The 15,334-nt window shown below is 64.8% G+C and carries 16 protein-coding genes and 1 pseudogene; 9 read left to right on the top strand and 8 right to left on the bottom strand.

Features of this window, described 5'->3' with window-relative positions; translation table 11 throughout:
• Positions 1-50 precede the first annotated feature (50 nt).
• From E4K64_RS02975 to E4K64_RS02965, 4 genes and pseudogenes are all read right to left on the bottom strand, one after another.
• Positions 51-1,052, bottom strand: a complete 1,002-nt coding sequence (locus E4K64_RS02975; RefSeq protein WP_135162110.1) for an NAD(P)H-dependent flavin oxidoreductase — start codon at positions 1,050-1,052, stop codon at positions 51-53.
• A 64-nt stretch (positions 1,053-1,116) separates the two neighbouring features.
• Positions 1,117-1,332 (bottom strand): annotated as a pseudogene (locus E4K64_RS02970) (short-chain dehydrogenase); the annotation flags it as partial.
• A 142-nt stretch (positions 1,333-1,474) separates the two neighbouring features.
• Positions 1,475-1,633 carry a hypothetical protein gene (locus E4K64_RS40165; RefSeq protein ID WP_164718484.1) on the bottom strand — a complete coding sequence of 53 codons (159 nt, stop codon included), beginning with the start codon at positions 1,631-1,633 and terminating at the stop codon, positions 1,475-1,477.
• Between the two features lie 15 nt (positions 1,634-1,648).
• The gene (locus E4K64_RS02965; protein WP_135162109.1) at positions 1,649-2,023 is read right to left on the bottom strand and encodes a PRC-barrel domain-containing protein; all 375 of its coding nucleotides are present in this window, start codon (positions 2,021-2,023) and stop codon (positions 1,649-1,651) included.
• Between the two features lie 138 nt (positions 2,024-2,161).
• On the opposite strand from E4K64_RS02965, the gene E4K64_RS02960 reads away from it, so the two are divergent.
• The 7 genes from E4K64_RS02960 to E4K64_RS02930 all read left to right on the top strand — a co-directional run bounded on the left by E4K64_RS02960 (position 2,162) and on the right by E4K64_RS02930 (position 6,983).
• Entirely contained in the window at positions 2,162-3,949 is a 1,788-nt protein-coding gene (locus tag E4K64_RS02960; RefSeq protein WP_135162108.1) for a thiamine pyrophosphate-requiring protein, read from the top strand.
• Between the two features lie 8 nt (positions 3,950-3,957).
• Complete coding sequence (locus E4K64_RS02955) at positions 3,958-4,185, top strand: hypothetical protein (protein WP_135162107.1); 228 nt, start codon at positions 3,958-3,960, stop codon at positions 4,183-4,185.
• Positions 4,186-4,272: 87 nt separating this feature from the next.
• Positions 4,273-4,824: a DUF4142 domain-containing protein gene (locus E4K64_RS02950; RefSeq protein WP_135162106.1), complete on the top strand. Its 552-nt coding sequence runs from the start codon at positions 4,273-4,275 to the stop codon at positions 4,822-4,824.
• 149 nt (positions 4,825-4,973) lie between these two features.
• Positions 4,974-5,552, top strand: a complete 579-nt coding sequence (locus E4K64_RS02945) for a phosphatase PAP2 family protein (protein ID WP_135162520.1) — start codon at positions 4,974-4,976, stop codon at positions 5,550-5,552.
• Entirely contained in the window at positions 5,549-5,896 is a 348-nt protein-coding gene (locus E4K64_RS02940) for a DUF3147 family protein (RefSeq protein ID WP_135162105.1), read from the top strand. Before E4K64_RS02945 ends, E4K64_RS02940 begins: the two co-directional genes overlap by 4 nt.
• Complete coding sequence (locus E4K64_RS02935) at positions 5,896-6,381, top strand: hypothetical protein (protein WP_135162104.1); 486 nt, start codon at positions 5,896-5,898, stop codon at positions 6,379-6,381. The genes E4K64_RS02940 and E4K64_RS02935 overlap by 1 nt, the downstream gene beginning before the upstream one ends.
• A 347-nt stretch (positions 6,382-6,728) precedes the next feature.
• Positions 6,729-6,983 carry a hypothetical protein gene (locus tag E4K64_RS02930; protein WP_167771782.1) on the top strand — a complete coding sequence of 85 codons (255 nt, stop codon included), beginning with the start codon at positions 6,729-6,731 and terminating at the stop codon, positions 6,981-6,983.
• A gap of 150 nt (positions 6,984-7,133) precedes the next feature.
• Here the strand turns inward: E4K64_RS02930 and E4K64_RS02925 are convergent, their stop codons facing one another.
• The 3 genes from E4K64_RS02925 to E4K64_RS41050 all read right to left on the bottom strand — a co-directional run bounded on the left by E4K64_RS02925 (position 7,134) and on the right by E4K64_RS41050 (position 7,853).
• Positions 7,134-7,340, bottom strand: a complete 207-nt coding sequence (locus E4K64_RS02925) for a hypothetical protein (RefSeq protein ID WP_126256706.1) — start codon at positions 7,338-7,340, stop codon at positions 7,134-7,136.
• Between the two features lie 70 nt (positions 7,341-7,410).
• The gene (locus E4K64_RS41585; protein ID WP_283812308.1) at positions 7,411-7,542 is read right to left on the bottom strand and encodes a hypothetical protein; all 132 of its coding nucleotides are present in this window, start codon (positions 7,540-7,542) and stop codon (positions 7,411-7,413) included.
• Between the two features lie 116 nt (positions 7,543-7,658).
• Complete coding sequence (locus tag E4K64_RS41050) at positions 7,659-7,853, bottom strand: hypothetical protein (RefSeq protein WP_126256773.1); 195 nt, start codon at positions 7,851-7,853, stop codon at positions 7,659-7,661.
• A gap of 93 nt (positions 7,854-7,946) precedes the next feature.
• Between E4K64_RS41050 and E4K64_RS02915 the strand changes: the two genes are divergently transcribed.
• Positions 7,947-8,459: a DUF4142 domain-containing protein gene (locus E4K64_RS02915; protein ID WP_135162103.1), complete on the top strand. Its 513-nt coding sequence runs from the start codon at positions 7,947-7,949 to the stop codon at positions 8,457-8,459.
• 5 nt (positions 8,460-8,464) lie between these two features.
• On the opposite strand, the gene E4K64_RS02910 is transcribed toward E4K64_RS02915, so the two are convergent.
• A complete protein-coding gene (locus E4K64_RS02910; RefSeq protein ID WP_135162102.1) occupies positions 8,465-8,755 on the bottom strand; it encodes a hypothetical protein in 291 nt (96 codons plus the stop codon).
• 273 nt (positions 8,756-9,028) lie between these two features.
• On the opposite strand from E4K64_RS02910, the gene E4K64_RS02905 reads away from it, so the two are divergent.
• A complete protein-coding gene (locus E4K64_RS02905; protein ID WP_135162101.1) occupies positions 9,029-15,325 on the top strand; it encodes a HAMP domain-containing protein in 6,297 nt (2,098 codons plus the stop codon).
• Positions 15,326-15,334: the final 9 nt, after the last annotated feature.

Below are 15,334 nucleotides of genomic sequence, written 5' to 3'. Positions count from 1 at the left end.
CGCGCAATTCCAGCGGCCAAGTGCCGCCGTGGTTAAGAAGTTTGGCGGTGTCAGGCGACCTTTCGCGCCGCCCCCGTCCCATCCAGGAAACCCATCAGGCGGCTGCGAATGATCTGTTCCGCCTCTTCCATGATCCGATCGATGAGTTCCCTGCAGGAGGGGATGTCATGGATCAACCCTGCGACCATGCCACAGCTCCAGGCGCCGGCGTCCATCTGGCCTTCCAGCATGATCTTGGGGTAGACGCCCGCAACCTGGTCGTGGATGTCGTCGATCTTCAGCTTGTCGCCCTTCTCGCGCTCGATCTCGATGAGGCGATCGACGTTGGCATTTCTGAGCACGCGCTCGGTATTGCGCAAGCTGCGCATGATCAGGCGGGTATCGAGCTCAGTCGCTGCGACCAGCGCATTCTTCACGTTCTGATGCACCGGCGCCTCCTTGGTGGCGATGAAGCGCGTGCCCATGTTCATGCCGGCTGCGCCCAGCGACAATGCCGCGACCAGGCTGCGCCCGTCGGCCATGCCGCCGGAGGCGACGAATGGGATCTTCAATTCCTCCGCTGCGCGCGGCAGCAGGATCATGTTGGGAATGTCGTCCTCGCCGGGATGACCGCCGCACTCGAAGCCGTCGACGCTGACGGCGTCGCAGCCGATGCGCTCGGCCTTCAGCGAGTGGCGGACCGAGGTGCATTTGTGGATGACCTTGATGCCGGCGGCCTTCAGCGCCGGCATGTAGGCTTCAGGGCTGCGGCCGGCGGTCTCCACCGCCTTGATGCCGCCCTCGACGATGGCGGCGATGTATTCCGGATAAGGCGGCGCCGAGAAGGCCGGCAGGAAGGTAAGGTTCACGCCGAACGGCTTGTCGGTCATGTCGCGGCAGCGCGCGATCTCCTTGGCGAGCAGCTCCGGCGTCTTCTGGGTGAGACCGGTGATGATGCCGAGCCCGCCGGCATTGGACACAGCGGCGGCCAGCTCGGCAAAGCCGACGAAATGCATGCCGCCCTGGATGATTGGATGTTCAATGCCGAACAGCTCGGTGATCGCTGTCTTCACTTGCTTTCTCCTCCCGGAATTCGCTTGTGTTGGGGGGCAGTCTAGCCGGACTTTTGCGACGCGGTCACCATTTCTCTCCAAATGGGCGGCTCTCCATTTCAAAGGTCCAGGCGCTCTTCGGCTGCCGGTAGAGCTGCCAATAGGCGTCCGCGACCGAGGACGGCGGCATCAAGAGATCGGGATTATCAAGCGCATCGGGCCCGAGCGCCTCCAGCCGGCGCTGCCGTACCCATTCGGTGTCGACGCCGGAATCGATAATGAGATGGACGACATGGATGTCGCCGTTGCGGCGGCCGGCGCTGCTCTCGATACCGTCATTGCGAGGAGCCCTCGCGACGAAGCCAGAATCTTCTCCGCCGAGGGAATCTGGATTGCTTCGCCGCGCTCGCAATGACGCAAGCGGCGGCGGGCAAGCAGCTATCTCAGTGGGTCTTCGTCCGATGCCATTTCTCGAGATCGGGCTTCACCTCGTCCGATCCCTGCTCCTTTTCCGGGTTGCCCTTCCAGGGCTTGTCCGTCTGTCTGTGCGAACCCCAATCATTCTGATCACGGGGATCGTCGGTAGGGCGTTCCTTGCTCATCGGTTGATCCTTCTGCTACGCGAACGGGACGCCGTAATAGGCATTGATACCGCGCACGGCCGCTTCATCGCGCCAGTTCCATTCGGTCTTCTCGCCGTATCTCGGAGCACCTTCCAGATCCTTGGCCGTGATCGCGGTAATGTAGCCGCCAAGTTCGGTGTCGTATTTCAAGGATTGCCAGGGCAACGGATAATGATCATTGCCGAGGCCGAGGAATCCACCGAAACCAAGCACCGCGTAGGAGACCTTGCCGCTGATCTTGTCGATCATCACCCGTTCGATCGAACCGATCTTGTTCCGATCGGCCCCGAAGACCGATGTTCCCTCGACCTTGTCGCTTCCGATCAGCCGGCCCATTTCGTCGCGGTCCAGTTCGCCCTGATTCAGCATCGTCATTCTCCACTCAGCCATATGTGAATCAATCGCGAGGGGGCAGCGATCGTTCCGGGCGTGTTCCCGGAGCGCGCCAGGAACATCGCAGGAAAGGAGCCGTTCTCTGAGTTCACACACTCAGCCAGGGTTCGCGCGATGTCCCAGACCGTCTCCGACTTCATCGTCCAGCGTCTGCATCAATGGGGCGTGCGCCACGTCTTTGGCTATCCCGGCGACGGCATCAACGGCGTGTTCGGCGCGATGAACCGGGCCGAAGGCAAGATCGGCTTCATCCAGGCCCGGCACGAGGAGATGTCGGCCTTCATGGCCACCGCTTACGCGAAATTTTCAGGGGAACTCGGCGTCTGCATTGCGACCTCGGGCCCCGGCGCCTCGCATCTCATCACCGGGCTCTACGATGCGCTGCTCGATCACCAGCCGGTGCTGGCGATCGTCGGTCAGCAGGCCCGCAATGCCCTCGGCGGGCACTACCAGCAGGAGCTCGACCTGCTCTCGATGTTCAAGGACGTCGCCGGAGCCTACGTCATGCAGGCATCCTCGCCTGCACAAGTGCGGCACCTGATCGATCGCGCGGTTCGGATCGCGCTGGCGCGGCGGACCCCCACCGTGATCATCCTGCCCAACGATCTGCAGGAGGAGCCATACGAAAGCCCGCCGCGCGCACACGGCACGCTGCATTCCGGCATCGGCTACAGCGCGCCCAGTATCACGCCGCGCGAGGCCGATCTCGATCGCGCCGCGGAGGTCCTCAATGCCGGCAAGAAGGTTGCGATGCTGGTCGGCGCCGGCGCGCTTGGCGCCACCGACGAGGTGATCGCCGTCGCCGACCGGCTGTCGGCCGGCTGCGCCAAGGCACTGCTCGGCAAGGCGGCGCTGCCCGACGATCTGCCGTGGGTCACCGGCGCGATCGGCCTGCTCGGCACCGAGCCCAGCTACAATATGATGATGGAATGCGACACGCTGCTGATGGTCGGCTCGGCCTTTCCCTATGCCGAATTCCTGCCGAAGGAAGGCGCCGCACGCGGCGTGCAGATCGACATCGACGCCAGCATGCTGTCGATCCGCTTTCCCATGGAGGTCGGCCTCGTCGGCGATGCCGCGGAGACACTGCGCGCATTGTTGCCGCGACTGCAAGCCAAGGCCGACGGCGCCTGGCGCCAGCGGATCGCAGATGACGTCGCCAAATGGTGGAAGACGCTGGATGGCCGGGCACATCAGCCGGCGGCGCCGGTCAATCCGCAGCTCGTCGCCTGGGAATTGTCCCCGCGCCTGCCCGAGCGCGCGATCGTCACCAGCGATTCCGGCTCCTGCGCGAACTGGTTCGCGCGCGACCTGAAGATGCGGCGCGGCATGATTGCCTCGCTCTCCGGCGGCCTCGCCTCGATGGGTGCCGCCGTGCCCTATGCGCTCGCCGCGAAGTACGCCCATCCGGATCGGCCAGTGATCGCCCTCGTCGGCGACGGCGCGATGCAGATGAACAACATGGCCGAATTGATCACCGCGGCGAAGTACTGGCGCAACTGGAAGGATCCGCGCTTCATCGTCTGCGTCTTCAACAACGAGGATCTCAACCAGGTGACCTGGGAGCAGCGTGTCATCAATGGCGATCCCAAGTTCGAGGCCTCGCAGCGCATTCCGGACGTCCCCTATTCCCGGTTCGCAGAAATGATCGGCCTGCACGGCATCTTCGTCGACAGCCCGGAGCAGCTGGGCTCGGCCTGGGAGCAGGCACTGGCGAGCGCGATGCCCGTCGTGCTGGAGGTGAAGACCGATCCCGAAGTGCCGCCGCTGCCGCCGCATATCACGCTGCAACAGGCCAAGAACTTTTCCCTCGCCCTGCTGAAGGGCGATCCGAACGAAGGCGGGATGATCAAGGGAGCGGCGCGGCAGGTGCTCGAAACGATCCTGCCCGGAAAGGAATGAGGTGAACCATGAGCGACTTCCGCGATATCCAGCACGGTGTCAACGATCCCGTCGATGGCGTCGACGTGAAACACCACTTCAACGACAATACGACGCCGCACCAGCGCGCGCAGCGCCATGCCGACGTGCGTGCCGACGCCACGGCCGACGCCGCCGAGCCGTTTCTGCCGGAGCGGCTTCGACGCAAACCGACCGACCCCATCAATCCGCGCACCGGGCGGCATCCCGCAGATTAGCCGTTAGGAACCACGGCCCCTGCGACGTGTTGATCGGCGCCAAGATCGCGCGGCATGAGGCCGCGCACCCGATAGGAGGGACCAAACATGAGACGTGCCGTCATCGCCCTCGCCTGCGTGCTCTTCGCGGGCCCTGCGCTCGCCCAATCGCTGGGCGAGAAGACCGGCGTCAATTCGGCGCTCGGCGTCGCACCGTCCACCCCCGACTTCATCAAGCAGGTCGCGATCAGCGACATGTTCGAGATCGAGTCGAGCAAGCTTGCCCAGCAGAAGGGCAACGCGCAGGAAAAGAGCTTTGCGCAGCAGATGATCACCGATCACACCAAGACCAGCACCGAGCTCAAGGGCCTGGTCGGCGACAAGAAGATCCAGGCGACGCTTCCGACGGAGCTCGACAGCTCACACCAGAGCAAGCTCGACAAGCTCAAGAGCGCGAACGGCAAGGACTTCAGCTCGGACTACAATTCCTATCAGGTCAGCGCCCATGAAGACGCCGTGTCGCTGTTCGAGCGTTACGCCAAGGGCGGCGACAATGCCGAACTCAAGAATTGGGCCGGCAAGACGCTCCCCGCCCTGAAACACCATCTCGACATGGCCAAGGAGCTGGGCAAGGCGCCGAGCGTCGGCCAGTCCAAGTAACGGGGTTCACCGGGGAGGCCGCCGCGCGGCGTCCTCCTCGTCCCGCAACGATGCCCGCCAACGAGGGATACGCGACACGGCACGTCACCGGAACATTCATTGTCATACAGAATTTACACGACGGTCACGAAAAATATCTCGCCAGACCGATGGCACTTGTAAAAGTAAAACCCACGCGGATCGATCAGGCGATCGCAAGCGAAATTGCGCGCGACACCAATTCAGGCATCGAGCAAGCCGCCCAGACTCTGACCTGGGCTGCGGACGAGCACGTGCTGCTCGCGCTCGCTGCGGCTGGATGGCTTTACGCCCAGATCCGGCGGCCCGAAGCGCGCCCTGCGGCAAACCATGTGTTGGCAGTCTCGTTGGCAAGTGCGGTGCTGCCGCACCTGCTGAAGTCCCTGTTTGACCAGATCAGGCCCGACCGACTGACGCTGCTCGGTCATGCACACGGCGTTCCCATTTCGGGGCGGTCCCGCGATGCGTTCCCTTCCGGCCATGCCTTGCACATGGGCGCGCTGGCCTCGGCGGCCGGGCTGCTGAACTCCGTCCCGCGCCGGCTGGTGCGCTCAACTGCCGTGGCCCTGTCATTGACGCGCGTCGTGGTGCTCGCGCACTGGACCAGCGACGTGGTGGCAGGCTTCGCGCTTGGCGTGATCGTCGAGCGGCTGTTGAGGCCGTTCACGCTGGCGAAGCGGCCGCCTCAAGCCTCGTGGATACGGCCATGACCGAATATCTCGTGCGCTTCATCGCCGGCGGTCTGATCGTCTCCGCTTTCGCGATCTTGGGCGACATGCTGCGACCGAAGAGTTTTGCCGGGCTGCTCGGCGCGGCGCCGTCGGTCGCGCTGGCCACGCTCAGCATCGCCGTCGTCCAGCACGGCCCGCAATATGCCGCCGCCGAGAGCTGGACGATGATCTACGGCGCCATCGCACTCGCCTGTTACGGCCTCGCCGTCTGCCATCTCCTGATGAGGTTTCATCTCGCCGCATTGCCGGCCACCGTCGTCGCTTTTGCGGTATGGCTCGTCGTCGCCTTCGGTCTGCTCGCTGGCTTCGGAGGTGCGGCCTGATGCTGGTCAAGCTGTCTTCATCGGCGCTCAAACAGACGCGATGGTACGAGTATGGTGTTCGCTTTCTGCTCGGCGGGCTGGCAACGGTCGTTACGGGGGTCGTGAGCTCACGTTTCGGCGTCTCCGTCGGCGGGCTCTTCCTCGCGCTTCCCGCCATCTTCTGCGCCAGCGCCACGCTGATCGAAAGCCATGAACGCCGCGCCAAGGAGAAGGCCGGCCTCAGCGGAGGCAGGCGCGGGCAGCAGGCCGCGGCGCTCGATGCTGCGGGTGCCGGCCTCGGAAGCATCGGTCTCGCAGCGTTCGCCGCGGTCTTCTACGTCGTGGTGTCGACCACCGCGATCGGCGCATTCGTCGCCGCCATTCTGGTATGGGCGGCGGTTGCGGTCTCGGCGTGGTGGTTGAGGCGAAAGCTTCGCATCACCTCCCGCGCCGCGCAGACCGAGCGCATCGCGCATTCAGCGAGGCGCCGCGGCACCGTCCCGTAGCATCAACGTCTCGGCTCAGACCGTCTTCGCATCCTCCGTCCGCGGGGTTGCAGCCCGGGCTGTTGGCCCAGCGCTCGACTTGCTCGATGACCTTCTGGTGGCTTGGACGAACCGGTTTGGAGGCTTCCGGCTCTTCGGAAAGCTTGCGGGGCAACCTGACTTCGTCCGTCATGGCTTCTCTCCCTTTTCCAGGAAAATGCGCCACCGGGTCACTCGTTTCAAGCCTACCTTATTGATTATACTCGGATTTTTTACTCGTCTGGAGACCTTCTCGCCCCCTCATGGAACCCGCGCCGGGTTAGTTCGTTGAGTAACCTACTCAACCTACTCAATTTGTGTGATCGACCATGAACGAGCTTCGCGCTGAGCGCCTTCAGGTCATGCTCTCGCCGGAAGAATTGGCCGCCGTTGACGATTTCCGGTTCAAACACCGCATGCCCACCCGGGCGGCAGCGGTGCGCGAGCTGCTCAGGTTCGGACTGGCCGCCGCGGGCGTCGAGGCGGCGGCTGGCGTGAAGTCGAGCAGCTTCGGCGTATTCGGCCGGGGACCGGAAGGACATACCCACGGAGATCCCGAGGGCGGCAACGGGACTGAGCCGTAGACGCCGGCCACAAGCAAACGACCCCGGCACGGTGGGCGCCAGGGCCGTCCTTGGAGATTGCTTCCGGTGCACCGGGGGCATGCAAACCGGAAGCAACCTGTCGACTCCACGCCCGGGGATTCGTTCCCCGCGCGAAAGCTGGAGTTCGGTCTAGCCGCTCGGCGCGCCGCCGGAATCATCCGGCGTCATGCCGGAGCCGGGCGTCTTGCTGTTATCGTTCAGCTTCGGATCGCGCGTCGCTTCCCGCGAGGGGGAACCTTTCGGATCCGCCTTGTGCACGGACTGTGCACGCTGCTTGTCGCGGGGCTGCTCCTCCGCGCGCTTGTCCTTGACTATGCCGTGGTCGGAATGGGCCATGATGTGCCTTCGCCTCTCGTGATGTCTCGAAGCGCTTACGCACTGCGGCGTCGAATGTTCCGGCTTGGTCCTAGCTGTGCGTCGCATGGACCGCGGCCGATGCACTCCCCAGATGCACCTGGCGCACCGTCGTCACCGTCGCAAACGCGACCGAGACGCCAAAGGCGAAAATCAGGGAAAGCAGAGCCAGACGTGGAGCCATCGCAAACCTCCTACTGGAATCGAAAACCGACGCGATTGACTATTCCCGATCATCCCGGATTGGTCGCTTGCATTCCGTGAGCGGTCTCACACGCGGATTCACCAAGCGGAGAACGCTTACGCGTCCCGCTGTTGAGGGAAGCGACCCGGAACGGGCGGGACCTCGCCATCCAGCCAATCCTGCTCGTGAGCCAGGGCCGTCCAGGCGTCCGCCATACGCGAATAGCGCTTGTGCGCGGGTTGTCCTTCCGCACGCTCGGCGAGCTGAAGGCAATTGTCGGCATTGTCTCTGAAGATGTCAGACTGTTTCATGGGAAGGACGTGGGGACGGAACTCCCGGGCCGCAATGCCCTTACCGCATCGTAACGTTCAGGGAACTTCGCCCGCCATCCGCAGTTGATATCGATGCGAGTTCTCGTCGCCATCATGATGGCATTCATCAGCACTGTTGCGCTTGCCGACAGCACCGGTGAACGAAAGCCTCTCGACCGCCCGCCGAGCGCAACCGAGGTCATCAGCGGCCTCTACAATTTCAGCCGCTTTCAGCAGGGTCTGCTGGAGAGCACCGATCTGAAGGGCAACGCCGAGGTCAAGCACCTCGCCGCCTTGCGCGCCGAGGAAGCGGCCAAACGCGACAAGGCGCTGAAGCAGATTCAGGAGACGATCGGCGCTGAGCCCCGCGTCGGCAAGACGACGTCCGTCGCCGCCAGCCTGATCGAGCCCGAAACTTCGGACGGACCAAGCTACGTCCGAAGCTTCTATGCCTCGCAGATTCCCGAATATGAATCGGCCATCGAGCTGCTCGAAAGCTATCTGAAGGCGCCCGACAACATTGCGCTCGCGGCCTTCGCGCGCGAGCTGCTGCCGGTGCTGCGCGCGCAGGTCAAGGATGCCGAGCGGACCATGGCGGACAAGTAGTCCCCCTATTTGTCGTTCGGATGATGCTGCTGGCTCTCTGGTCGCACGGTGCTGCTCTCCGGCATCTTGTCCCGGCCCGCATCGCCATTGTCGTCCTTGCCGCCCGAAGATGAGGTCCCGCTTCCGCTAGGGTTGGAGCGGGCTGCCCTCCCCGTGGTCGGGGAATCCGCCTTGGGGTTGGCCGAGCTGGCGGCGGGGTCGCCGGTCACCGCCCCGCGACCGCTGGGGGCGCCGCCCTGGGCCAAGGCCGCCCCGGCAAACAGCACGACGATCATCGCGGCAAGTCCTGCTTTCATGTCCATTCTCCCTCTGCGCGCGGGCTAACCGCGAGGCGCGGCGCTCCGTTCCGAAGGGGGACCGGTGACACCGCAGGCCGCCGGAATCGTCTCTTTTCGAAGCCGTGTGGAACCAAATCAGGGGTTTGCGGTTAGTGCCGTTGGGCTGAGCAAGACAGGTTCCATTTCCTCGCGCCGCAACCTTGGCGCTTGATTTCGAATTTGGCTGACGCTCTATTTTGACCAATTGCGTCTTGCCTTGGATTCGGGCGACGCCTGCGGGGGAAAATAAGTATGAGCGACCTCGATCCCGGAACTGCATCACGCTCCGGTCGTCGCGTCCCAAAGCCAAAAACCAATGGTTTGTCTGATCCGGATTCCCGGGCCGAATTGCTGCTGGCCCTGCAGGCCATGCGCAGCGGCGATTTCTCGGTGCGCATGAGCGGCGACTACCTCGGCATCGACGGCAAGATCGCCGACACTTTTAACGAAATCATCGCCGCCAACCAGCGCATGGCGCAGCAGCTCGAGCTGGTCGGCCAGGTGGTCGGCCGCGAAGGCAAGACCCGGCAGCGCGTGAAATTCGGCCTCGCCTCGGGCTCCTGGGCCGACATGGAAGGGTCCGTCAACACGCTGATCGACGATTTGCTGTGGCCGACGCGCGAGGTGACGCGCGCGGTCGCGGCCGTCGCGCAGGGCGACCTGCTCCAGACCGTCAAGCTCGACGTCGACGGCCGCCCGCTGCGCGGCGAGTTCCTGCAGTCGGCGACCATCGTCAACACCATGATCAAGCAGCTCGGCGTGTTCACCTCCGAGGTGACGCGCGTGGCGCGCGAGGTCGGCACCGAAGGCAAGCTCGGCGGCCAGGCCCAGGTGCCTGAGGTGACCGGCGTCTGGAAGGACCTCACCGAGAGCGTCAACTCGATGGCGAACAACCTGACCAACCAGGTTCGCAACATCGCCGAGGTGACGATCGCGGTCGCCAACGGCGACCTCTCCAAGAAGATCACGGTCGACGTCCGCGGCGAGATCCTGCAGCTCAAGGAAGCCATCAACACGATGGTCGACCAGCTCCGGTCGTTCGCCTCCGAGGTGACGCGCGTGGCGCGCGAGGTCGGCACCGACGGCAAGCTCGGCGGCCAGGCCATCGTGCCCGGCGTCGCCGGCACCTGGAAGGACCTCACCGACTCCGTCAACGCGATGTGCGGCAACCTGACCGCACAGGTGCGCAACATCGCCAACGTCACCACCGCCGTGGCGCGCGGCGACCTGTCGCGCAAGATCACGGTGGACGTGCGCGGCGAGATCCTGGAGCTGAAGGACACCATCAACACCATGGTGGACCAGCTCAACTCGTTCGCTTCGGAAGTGACGCGCGTGGCGCGCGAGGTCGGCACCGAAGGCAAGCTCGGCGGCCAGGCCCAGGTGCCCGGTGTCGCCGGCACCTGGAAGGACCTCACCGACAACGTCAACTTCATGGCCTCGAACCTGACCGCGCAGGTCCGCAACATCGCCGACGTCGCCACCGCGATCGCGAGCGGCGACCTCTCGAAGAAGATCACGGTGAACGTCTCGGGCGAAATCCTTCAGCTGAAGGAGACGCTCAACACCATGGTCGACCAGCTCAACGCCTTCGCCGGCGAAGTCACGCGCGTCGCCCGCGAGGTCGGCACCGAGGGCCGGCTCGGCGGACAGGCCAACGTGCTCGGCGTCGCCGGCACCTGGAAGGACCTTACCGAGAGCGTCAACTCGATGGCGTCGAACCTGACCGCGCAGGTCCGCAACATCGCCGAGGTGACGACCGCGGTCGCCGGCGGCGACCTGTCGAAGAAGATCACGGTGGACGTGCGCGGCGAGATCCTGGAGCTGAAGGACACCATCAACACCATGGTGGACCAGCTCAACGCCTTCGCCGGCGAAGTCACGCGCGTTGCCCGCGAAGTCGGCACCGAAGGCAAGCTCGGTGGCCAGGCGGTGGTGCGCGGCGTCGGCGGAACCTGGAAGGATCTCACCGACAGCGTCAACTCGATGGCCTCCAACCTGACCGGCCAGGTCCGCAACATCGCCGAGGTCGCGACCGCGGTCGCCAAGGGCGATCTGTCGAAGAAGATCACGGTGAACGTATCGGGCGAAATCCTTCAGCTGAAGGAAACCCTGAACACCATGGTGGACCAGCTCAACGCTTTCGCCGGCGAAGTGACGCGCGTCGCCCGCGAGGTCGGCACCGACGGCAAGCTCGGCGGCCAGGCCGGCGTGCCCGGCGTCGCCGGCACCTGGAAGGACTTGACCGATTCCGTGAACTCGATGGCGGGCAACCTCACCGCCCAGGTCCGCAACATCGCAGAAGTGGCGACCGCGATCGCCGGCGGCGACCTGTCGCGCAAGATCACCGTGGACGTGCGCGGCGAGATCCTTCAGCTCAAGGACACGCTGAACACGATGGTCGACCAGCTCAACCGCTTCGCGGGCGAGGTGACGCGCGTGGCGCGCGAGGTCGGCACCGAAGGCCGCCTCGGCGGTCAGGCCAACGTGCCCGGCGTCGCCGGCACCTGGAAGGACCTGACCGACAGCGTGAACTCGATGGCGGGCAACCTCACCGCCCAGGTCCGCAACATCGCCGAAGTGACCACCGCCGTGGCGCGCGGCGACTTGTCGCGCAAGATCACCGTCGACGTGAAGGGCGAAATCCTCGAGCTCAAGAACACCATCAACACCATGGTGGACCAGCTCAACGGCTTTGCCGGCGAGGTGACCCGCGTGGCGCGCGAGGTCGGCACCGAAGGCAAGCTCGGCGGCCAGGCCGAGGTGCCCGGCGTCGCCGGCACCTGGAAGGACCTCACCGACAACGTCAACTTCATGGCCTCGAACCTCACCGCCCAGGTCCGCAACATCGCCGAGGTCGCGACCGCGATCGCAGGCGGCGACCTGTCGAAGAAGATCACGGTGGACGTGCGCGGCGAGATCCTGCTGCTCAAGGACACCTTGAACACGATGGTCGAGCAGCTCCGCTCCTTCGCCGCCGAAGTGACGCGCGTCGCCCGCGAGGTCGGCACCGAGGGCCGCCTTGGCGGCCAGGCCGTCGTGCCCGGCGTCGGCGGCACCTGGAAGGACCTCACCGACAACGTCAACCTCCTGGCGGCGAACCTCACCACACAGGTCCGCAACATCGCCGAGGTGACCACGGCGGTCGCGCGCGGCGACCTCTCCCGCAAGATCACCGTCGACGTCAAGGGCGAAATCCTCGAGCTGAAGAACACCATCAACACCATGGTGGACCAGCTCAACGCCTTCGCCGGCGAAGTGACGCGCGTGGCGCGCGAGGTCGGCACCGAAGGCAAGCTGGGCGGCCAGGCCCAGGTGCCCGGCGTCGCCGGCACCTGGAAGGACCTCACCGACACCGTGAACTTCATGGCGGCCAACCTCACCGAGCAGGTGCGCGGCATCGTCAAGGTCGTCACGGCCGTCGCCAACGGCGATCTGAAGCAGAATCTCACGGTCAAATCGAAGGGCGAGGTCGCGGCCCTCGCCGACACCATCAACAACATGACCGAGACGCTCGCGACCTTCGCCGACCAGGTGACATCGGTGGCGCGCGAAGTCGGCGTCGAAGGCCGGCTCGGCGGTCAGGCCAACGTGCCGGGCGCCGCCGGCACCTGGAAGGACCTCACCGGCAACGTCAACCTGCTCGCCGCCAACCTCACCTCGCAGGTGCGCGCGATCGCCGAGGTCGCGACCGCCGTCACCAAGGGCGACCTGACGCGGTCGATCCAGGTCGACGCCCGCGGCGAGGTGGCCGAGCTGAAAGACAACATCAACACGATGATCACGAATCTCCGTCTCACCACGGACGTGAACACCGAGCAGGACTGGCTCAAGACCAATCTGGCGAAATTCACCAACATGCTGCAGGGCCAGCGCGATCTCACCACCGTCGGCCGGCTGCTGCTCACCGAGCTGTCGCCGCTGGTGAACGCGCATACCGGCGTGATCTACCAGGTCGAGAGCGAGGACAATCCGCAGCTCCTGCTGCTGGCTTCCTATGCCAGCGACGGCGTCTATCCGTATCCCCGCGTGCTGCAGTTCGGCGAAGGCCTGATCGGCCAGTGCGCGCTCGACAAGCGGCCGCGCGTCGTCGGCGAGATTCCATCCGATGTGGTGCCGATCAACTCGGCGCTGTTCCGCGTCGCGCCGAAGAACCTTGTCGTGCTGCCGGTGCTGTTCGAAGGCCAGGTCAAGGCTGTGATCGAGCTCGCCTCGCTCGTCTCCTTCACGACCTCGCAGATGACGTTCCTGGAGCAGCTCACCGACTCCATCGGCATCGTGCTCAATTCGATCGAAGCGACGATGCAGACCGAAGGCCTGCTCAAGCAGTCGCAACAGCTCGCCGGCGAGCTCCAGACCCAGCAGCGCGAATTGCAGCAGACCAACGACCAGCTCGAGCAGAAGGCGCAGCAGCTTGCCGAGCGCAACGTCGAGGTCGAACGCAAGAACCAAGAGATCGAGCAGGCCCGCCGCGCCCTGGAGGAGAAGGCGACCGAGCTCGCCCTGACCTCGAAGTACAAGTCCGAATTCCTCGCCAATATGAGCCACGAGCTGCGCACGCCGCTGAACTCGATCCTGATCCTGGGACAGCAGCTCACCGACAATCCGGACGGCAACCTCACGGCCAAGCAGGTCGAATTCGCCCGCACCATCCACGGCGCCGGCACCGACCTGCTCAACCTCATCAGCGACATTCTGGATCTGTCCAAGATCGAATCCGGCACGGTGACGGTCGACGCCGAGGAAATCCTGACCGCCAACCTGCTCGAGACCGTCGGACGGCCGTTCCGGCACGAGGCGGACAACCGCAATCTGTCGTTCAAGATCGACGTCGATCCGACCCTTCCGCGCAGCATCGTCACCGACTCCAAGCGGCTGCAACAGGTGCTGAAGAACCTGCTCTCCAACGCTTTCAAGTTCACCGCCGAAGGCGAGGTGCGCCTGAAGGTCACCGCCGCGGTCGGCGGCTGGGGAACGGATCACCCGGTGCTGAACTCCGCACCGGCCGTGATCGCGTTCGAAGTGTCCGATACCGGCATCGGCATTCCCCTGGAGAAGCAGAAGCTGATCTTCGAGGCGTTCCAGCAGGCCGACGCCGGCACCAGCCGCAAATACGGCGGCACCGGTCTCGGACTTGCGATCAGCCGCGAACTCGCCAGCCTGCTCGGCGGCGAGATCCATCTGCGCAGCTCGCCGGGCAAGGGCTCGTCCTTCACGCTTTATCTGCCGCTGAAATATTCCGGCCCGACGCTCGCGCCGCGCGCGGCGCCCGCGCCACAGCAACACAGCCAGCCGCCGGCGCTACAGACGGCCGCGCCCGATCAGCAGCGCGTCATCGAGCAGCTTCCCGACGACCGGCTCAACCTCGAACCCGGTGACACCATCCTCCTGATCGTCGAGGACGATCCGCACTACGCCCGCGTGCTGGTCGATCTGGCCCGCGACAAGGGCTTCAAGGTGCTTGTCGCCGCCCGCGGCGCGGAAGCGCTCGAGCTCGCCAAGCAATACCAGCCGAGAGCCGTCTCGCTCGACGTGTTCCTGCCTGACATGCTCGGCTGGACCGTACTGAGCCAGCTCAAGCACAATCCGCTGACCCGCCACATCCCCGTGCAGATCATCACGCTGGACGAGGACCGCCAGCATGCGCTGGCGCGTGGCGCGTTCTCCTTCGTCAACAAGCCGACGACGACCGAAGGCGTTTCCGCGGCGCTGACTCAGATCAAGGAATATGCCCGGCCGCGGCGCAAGCGGCTGTTGATCGTCGAGGACAACGAGGCCGAGCAGCTCTCGATCCGCGAGCTGCTGCATCACGACGACATCGAGATCGTCACGACGGAGACGGGCGCCGGTGCGCTCTCGACGTTGCGCCAGACGCCCTGCGACTGCGTGGTGCTGGACCTCCGCCTGCCCGACATGAGCGGCTTCGAGGTGCTGGATCAGATCCGCAACGACGAGGCGCTGTCGAACGTTCCGGTCGTCGTCTTCACCGGCCGTGAGCTTTCGGCCGAGGAGGACGCGGAACTCCACACCATGGCGCGCAGCATCGTGGTCAAGGGCGTGGAATCGCCGGAACGGCTGCTCGACGAGACCGCACTGTTCCTGCACCGCGTGATCACCGAGCTTCCGGTCGAGAAGCAGCGCATGCTGGAGAAGCTGAACAGTTCCGACGAGGACCTGATCGGCAAGACGGCCCTGCTCGTCGACGACGACGCCCGCAACATCTTCGCGCTGTCGAGCGTGCTGGAACGGCGCGGCATGAAGGTGCTGACGGCCACGACCGGCAGCGAGGCGGTGACGCTGGTCGAATCCAATCCGGAAATCGCCATCGTGCTGATGGACATCATGATGCCGCAGATGGATGGCTATCAGACCATCGGCGTCATTCGCGAAAACCCGGCTTTCGCTCGCCTTCCGATCATCGCGCTGACCGCCAAGGCGATGAAGGGTGATCGTGAGAAGTGTCTGGAGGCCGGCGCGTCCGACTATCTCGCCAAACCCGTCAACACCGATCAATTGCTGCTTGCGATCCGCATGTGGCTGCACCGCTGAGTTGGATCC

The organism is Bradyrhizobium frederickii, assembly GCF_004570865.1.
GTDB lineage: Bacteria > Pseudomonadota > Alphaproteobacteria > Rhizobiales > Xanthobacteraceae > Bradyrhizobium > Bradyrhizobium frederickii.
The sequence above is the reverse complement of the archived record's forward strand: the minus strand, read 5'-3'. Positions and strand labels throughout refer to the sequence as shown.

Excerpts from the sequence above, each read along its gene's own strand:
- E4K64_RS40165 (WP_164718484.1), bottom strand. The coding sequence starts at position 1,633 with ATGAGCAAGGAACGCCCTACCGACGATCCCCGTGATCAGAATGATTGG.
- E4K64_RS02965 (WP_135162109.1), bottom strand. The coding sequence starts at position 2,023 with ATGCTGAATCAGGGCGAACTGGACCGCGACGAAATGGGCCGGCTGATC.
- E4K64_RS02960 (WP_135162108.1), top strand. The coding sequence starts at position 2,162 with ATGTCCCAGACCGTCTCCGACTTCATCGTCCAGCGTCTGCATCAATGG.
- E4K64_RS02955 (WP_135162107.1), top strand. The coding sequence starts at position 3,958 with ATGAGCGACTTCCGCGATATCCAGCACGGTGTCAACGATCCCGTCGAT.
- E4K64_RS02950 (WP_135162106.1), top strand. The coding sequence starts at position 4,273 with ATGAGACGTGCCGTCATCGCCCTCGCCTGCGTGCTCTTCGCGGGCCCT.
- E4K64_RS02945 (WP_135162520.1), top strand. The coding sequence starts at position 4,974 with ATGGCACTTGTAAAAGTAAAACCCACGCGGATCGATCAGGCGATCGCA.
- E4K64_RS02940 (WP_135162105.1), top strand. The coding sequence starts at position 5,549 with ATGACCGAATATCTCGTGCGCTTCATCGCCGGCGGTCTGATCGTCTCC.
- E4K64_RS02935 (WP_135162104.1), top strand. The coding sequence starts at position 5,896 with ATGCTGGTCAAGCTGTCTTCATCGGCGCTCAAACAGACGCGATGGTAC.
- E4K64_RS02930 (WP_167771782.1), top strand. The coding sequence starts at position 6,729 with ATGAACGAGCTTCGCGCTGAGCGCCTTCAGGTCATGCTCTCGCCGGAA.
- E4K64_RS02925 (WP_126256706.1), bottom strand. The coding sequence starts at position 7,340 with ATGGCCCATTCCGACCACGGCATAGTCAAGGACAAGCGCGCGGAGGAG.
- E4K64_RS41585 (WP_283812308.1), bottom strand. The coding sequence starts at position 7,542 with ATGGCTCCACGTCTGGCTCTGCTTTCCCTGATTTTCGCCTTTGGCGTC.
- E4K64_RS41050 (WP_126256773.1), bottom strand. The coding sequence starts at position 7,853 with ATGAAACAGTCTGACATCTTCAGAGACAATGCCGACAATTGCCTTCAG.
- E4K64_RS02915 (WP_135162103.1), top strand. The coding sequence starts at position 7,947 with ATGCGAGTTCTCGTCGCCATCATGATGGCATTCATCAGCACTGTTGCG.
- E4K64_RS02910 (WP_135162102.1), bottom strand. The coding sequence starts at position 8,755 with ATGAAAGCAGGACTTGCCGCGATGATCGTCGTGCTGTTTGCCGGGGCG.
- E4K64_RS02905 (WP_135162101.1), top strand. The coding sequence starts at position 9,029 with ATGAGCGACCTCGATCCCGGAACTGCATCACGCTCCGGTCGTCGCGTC.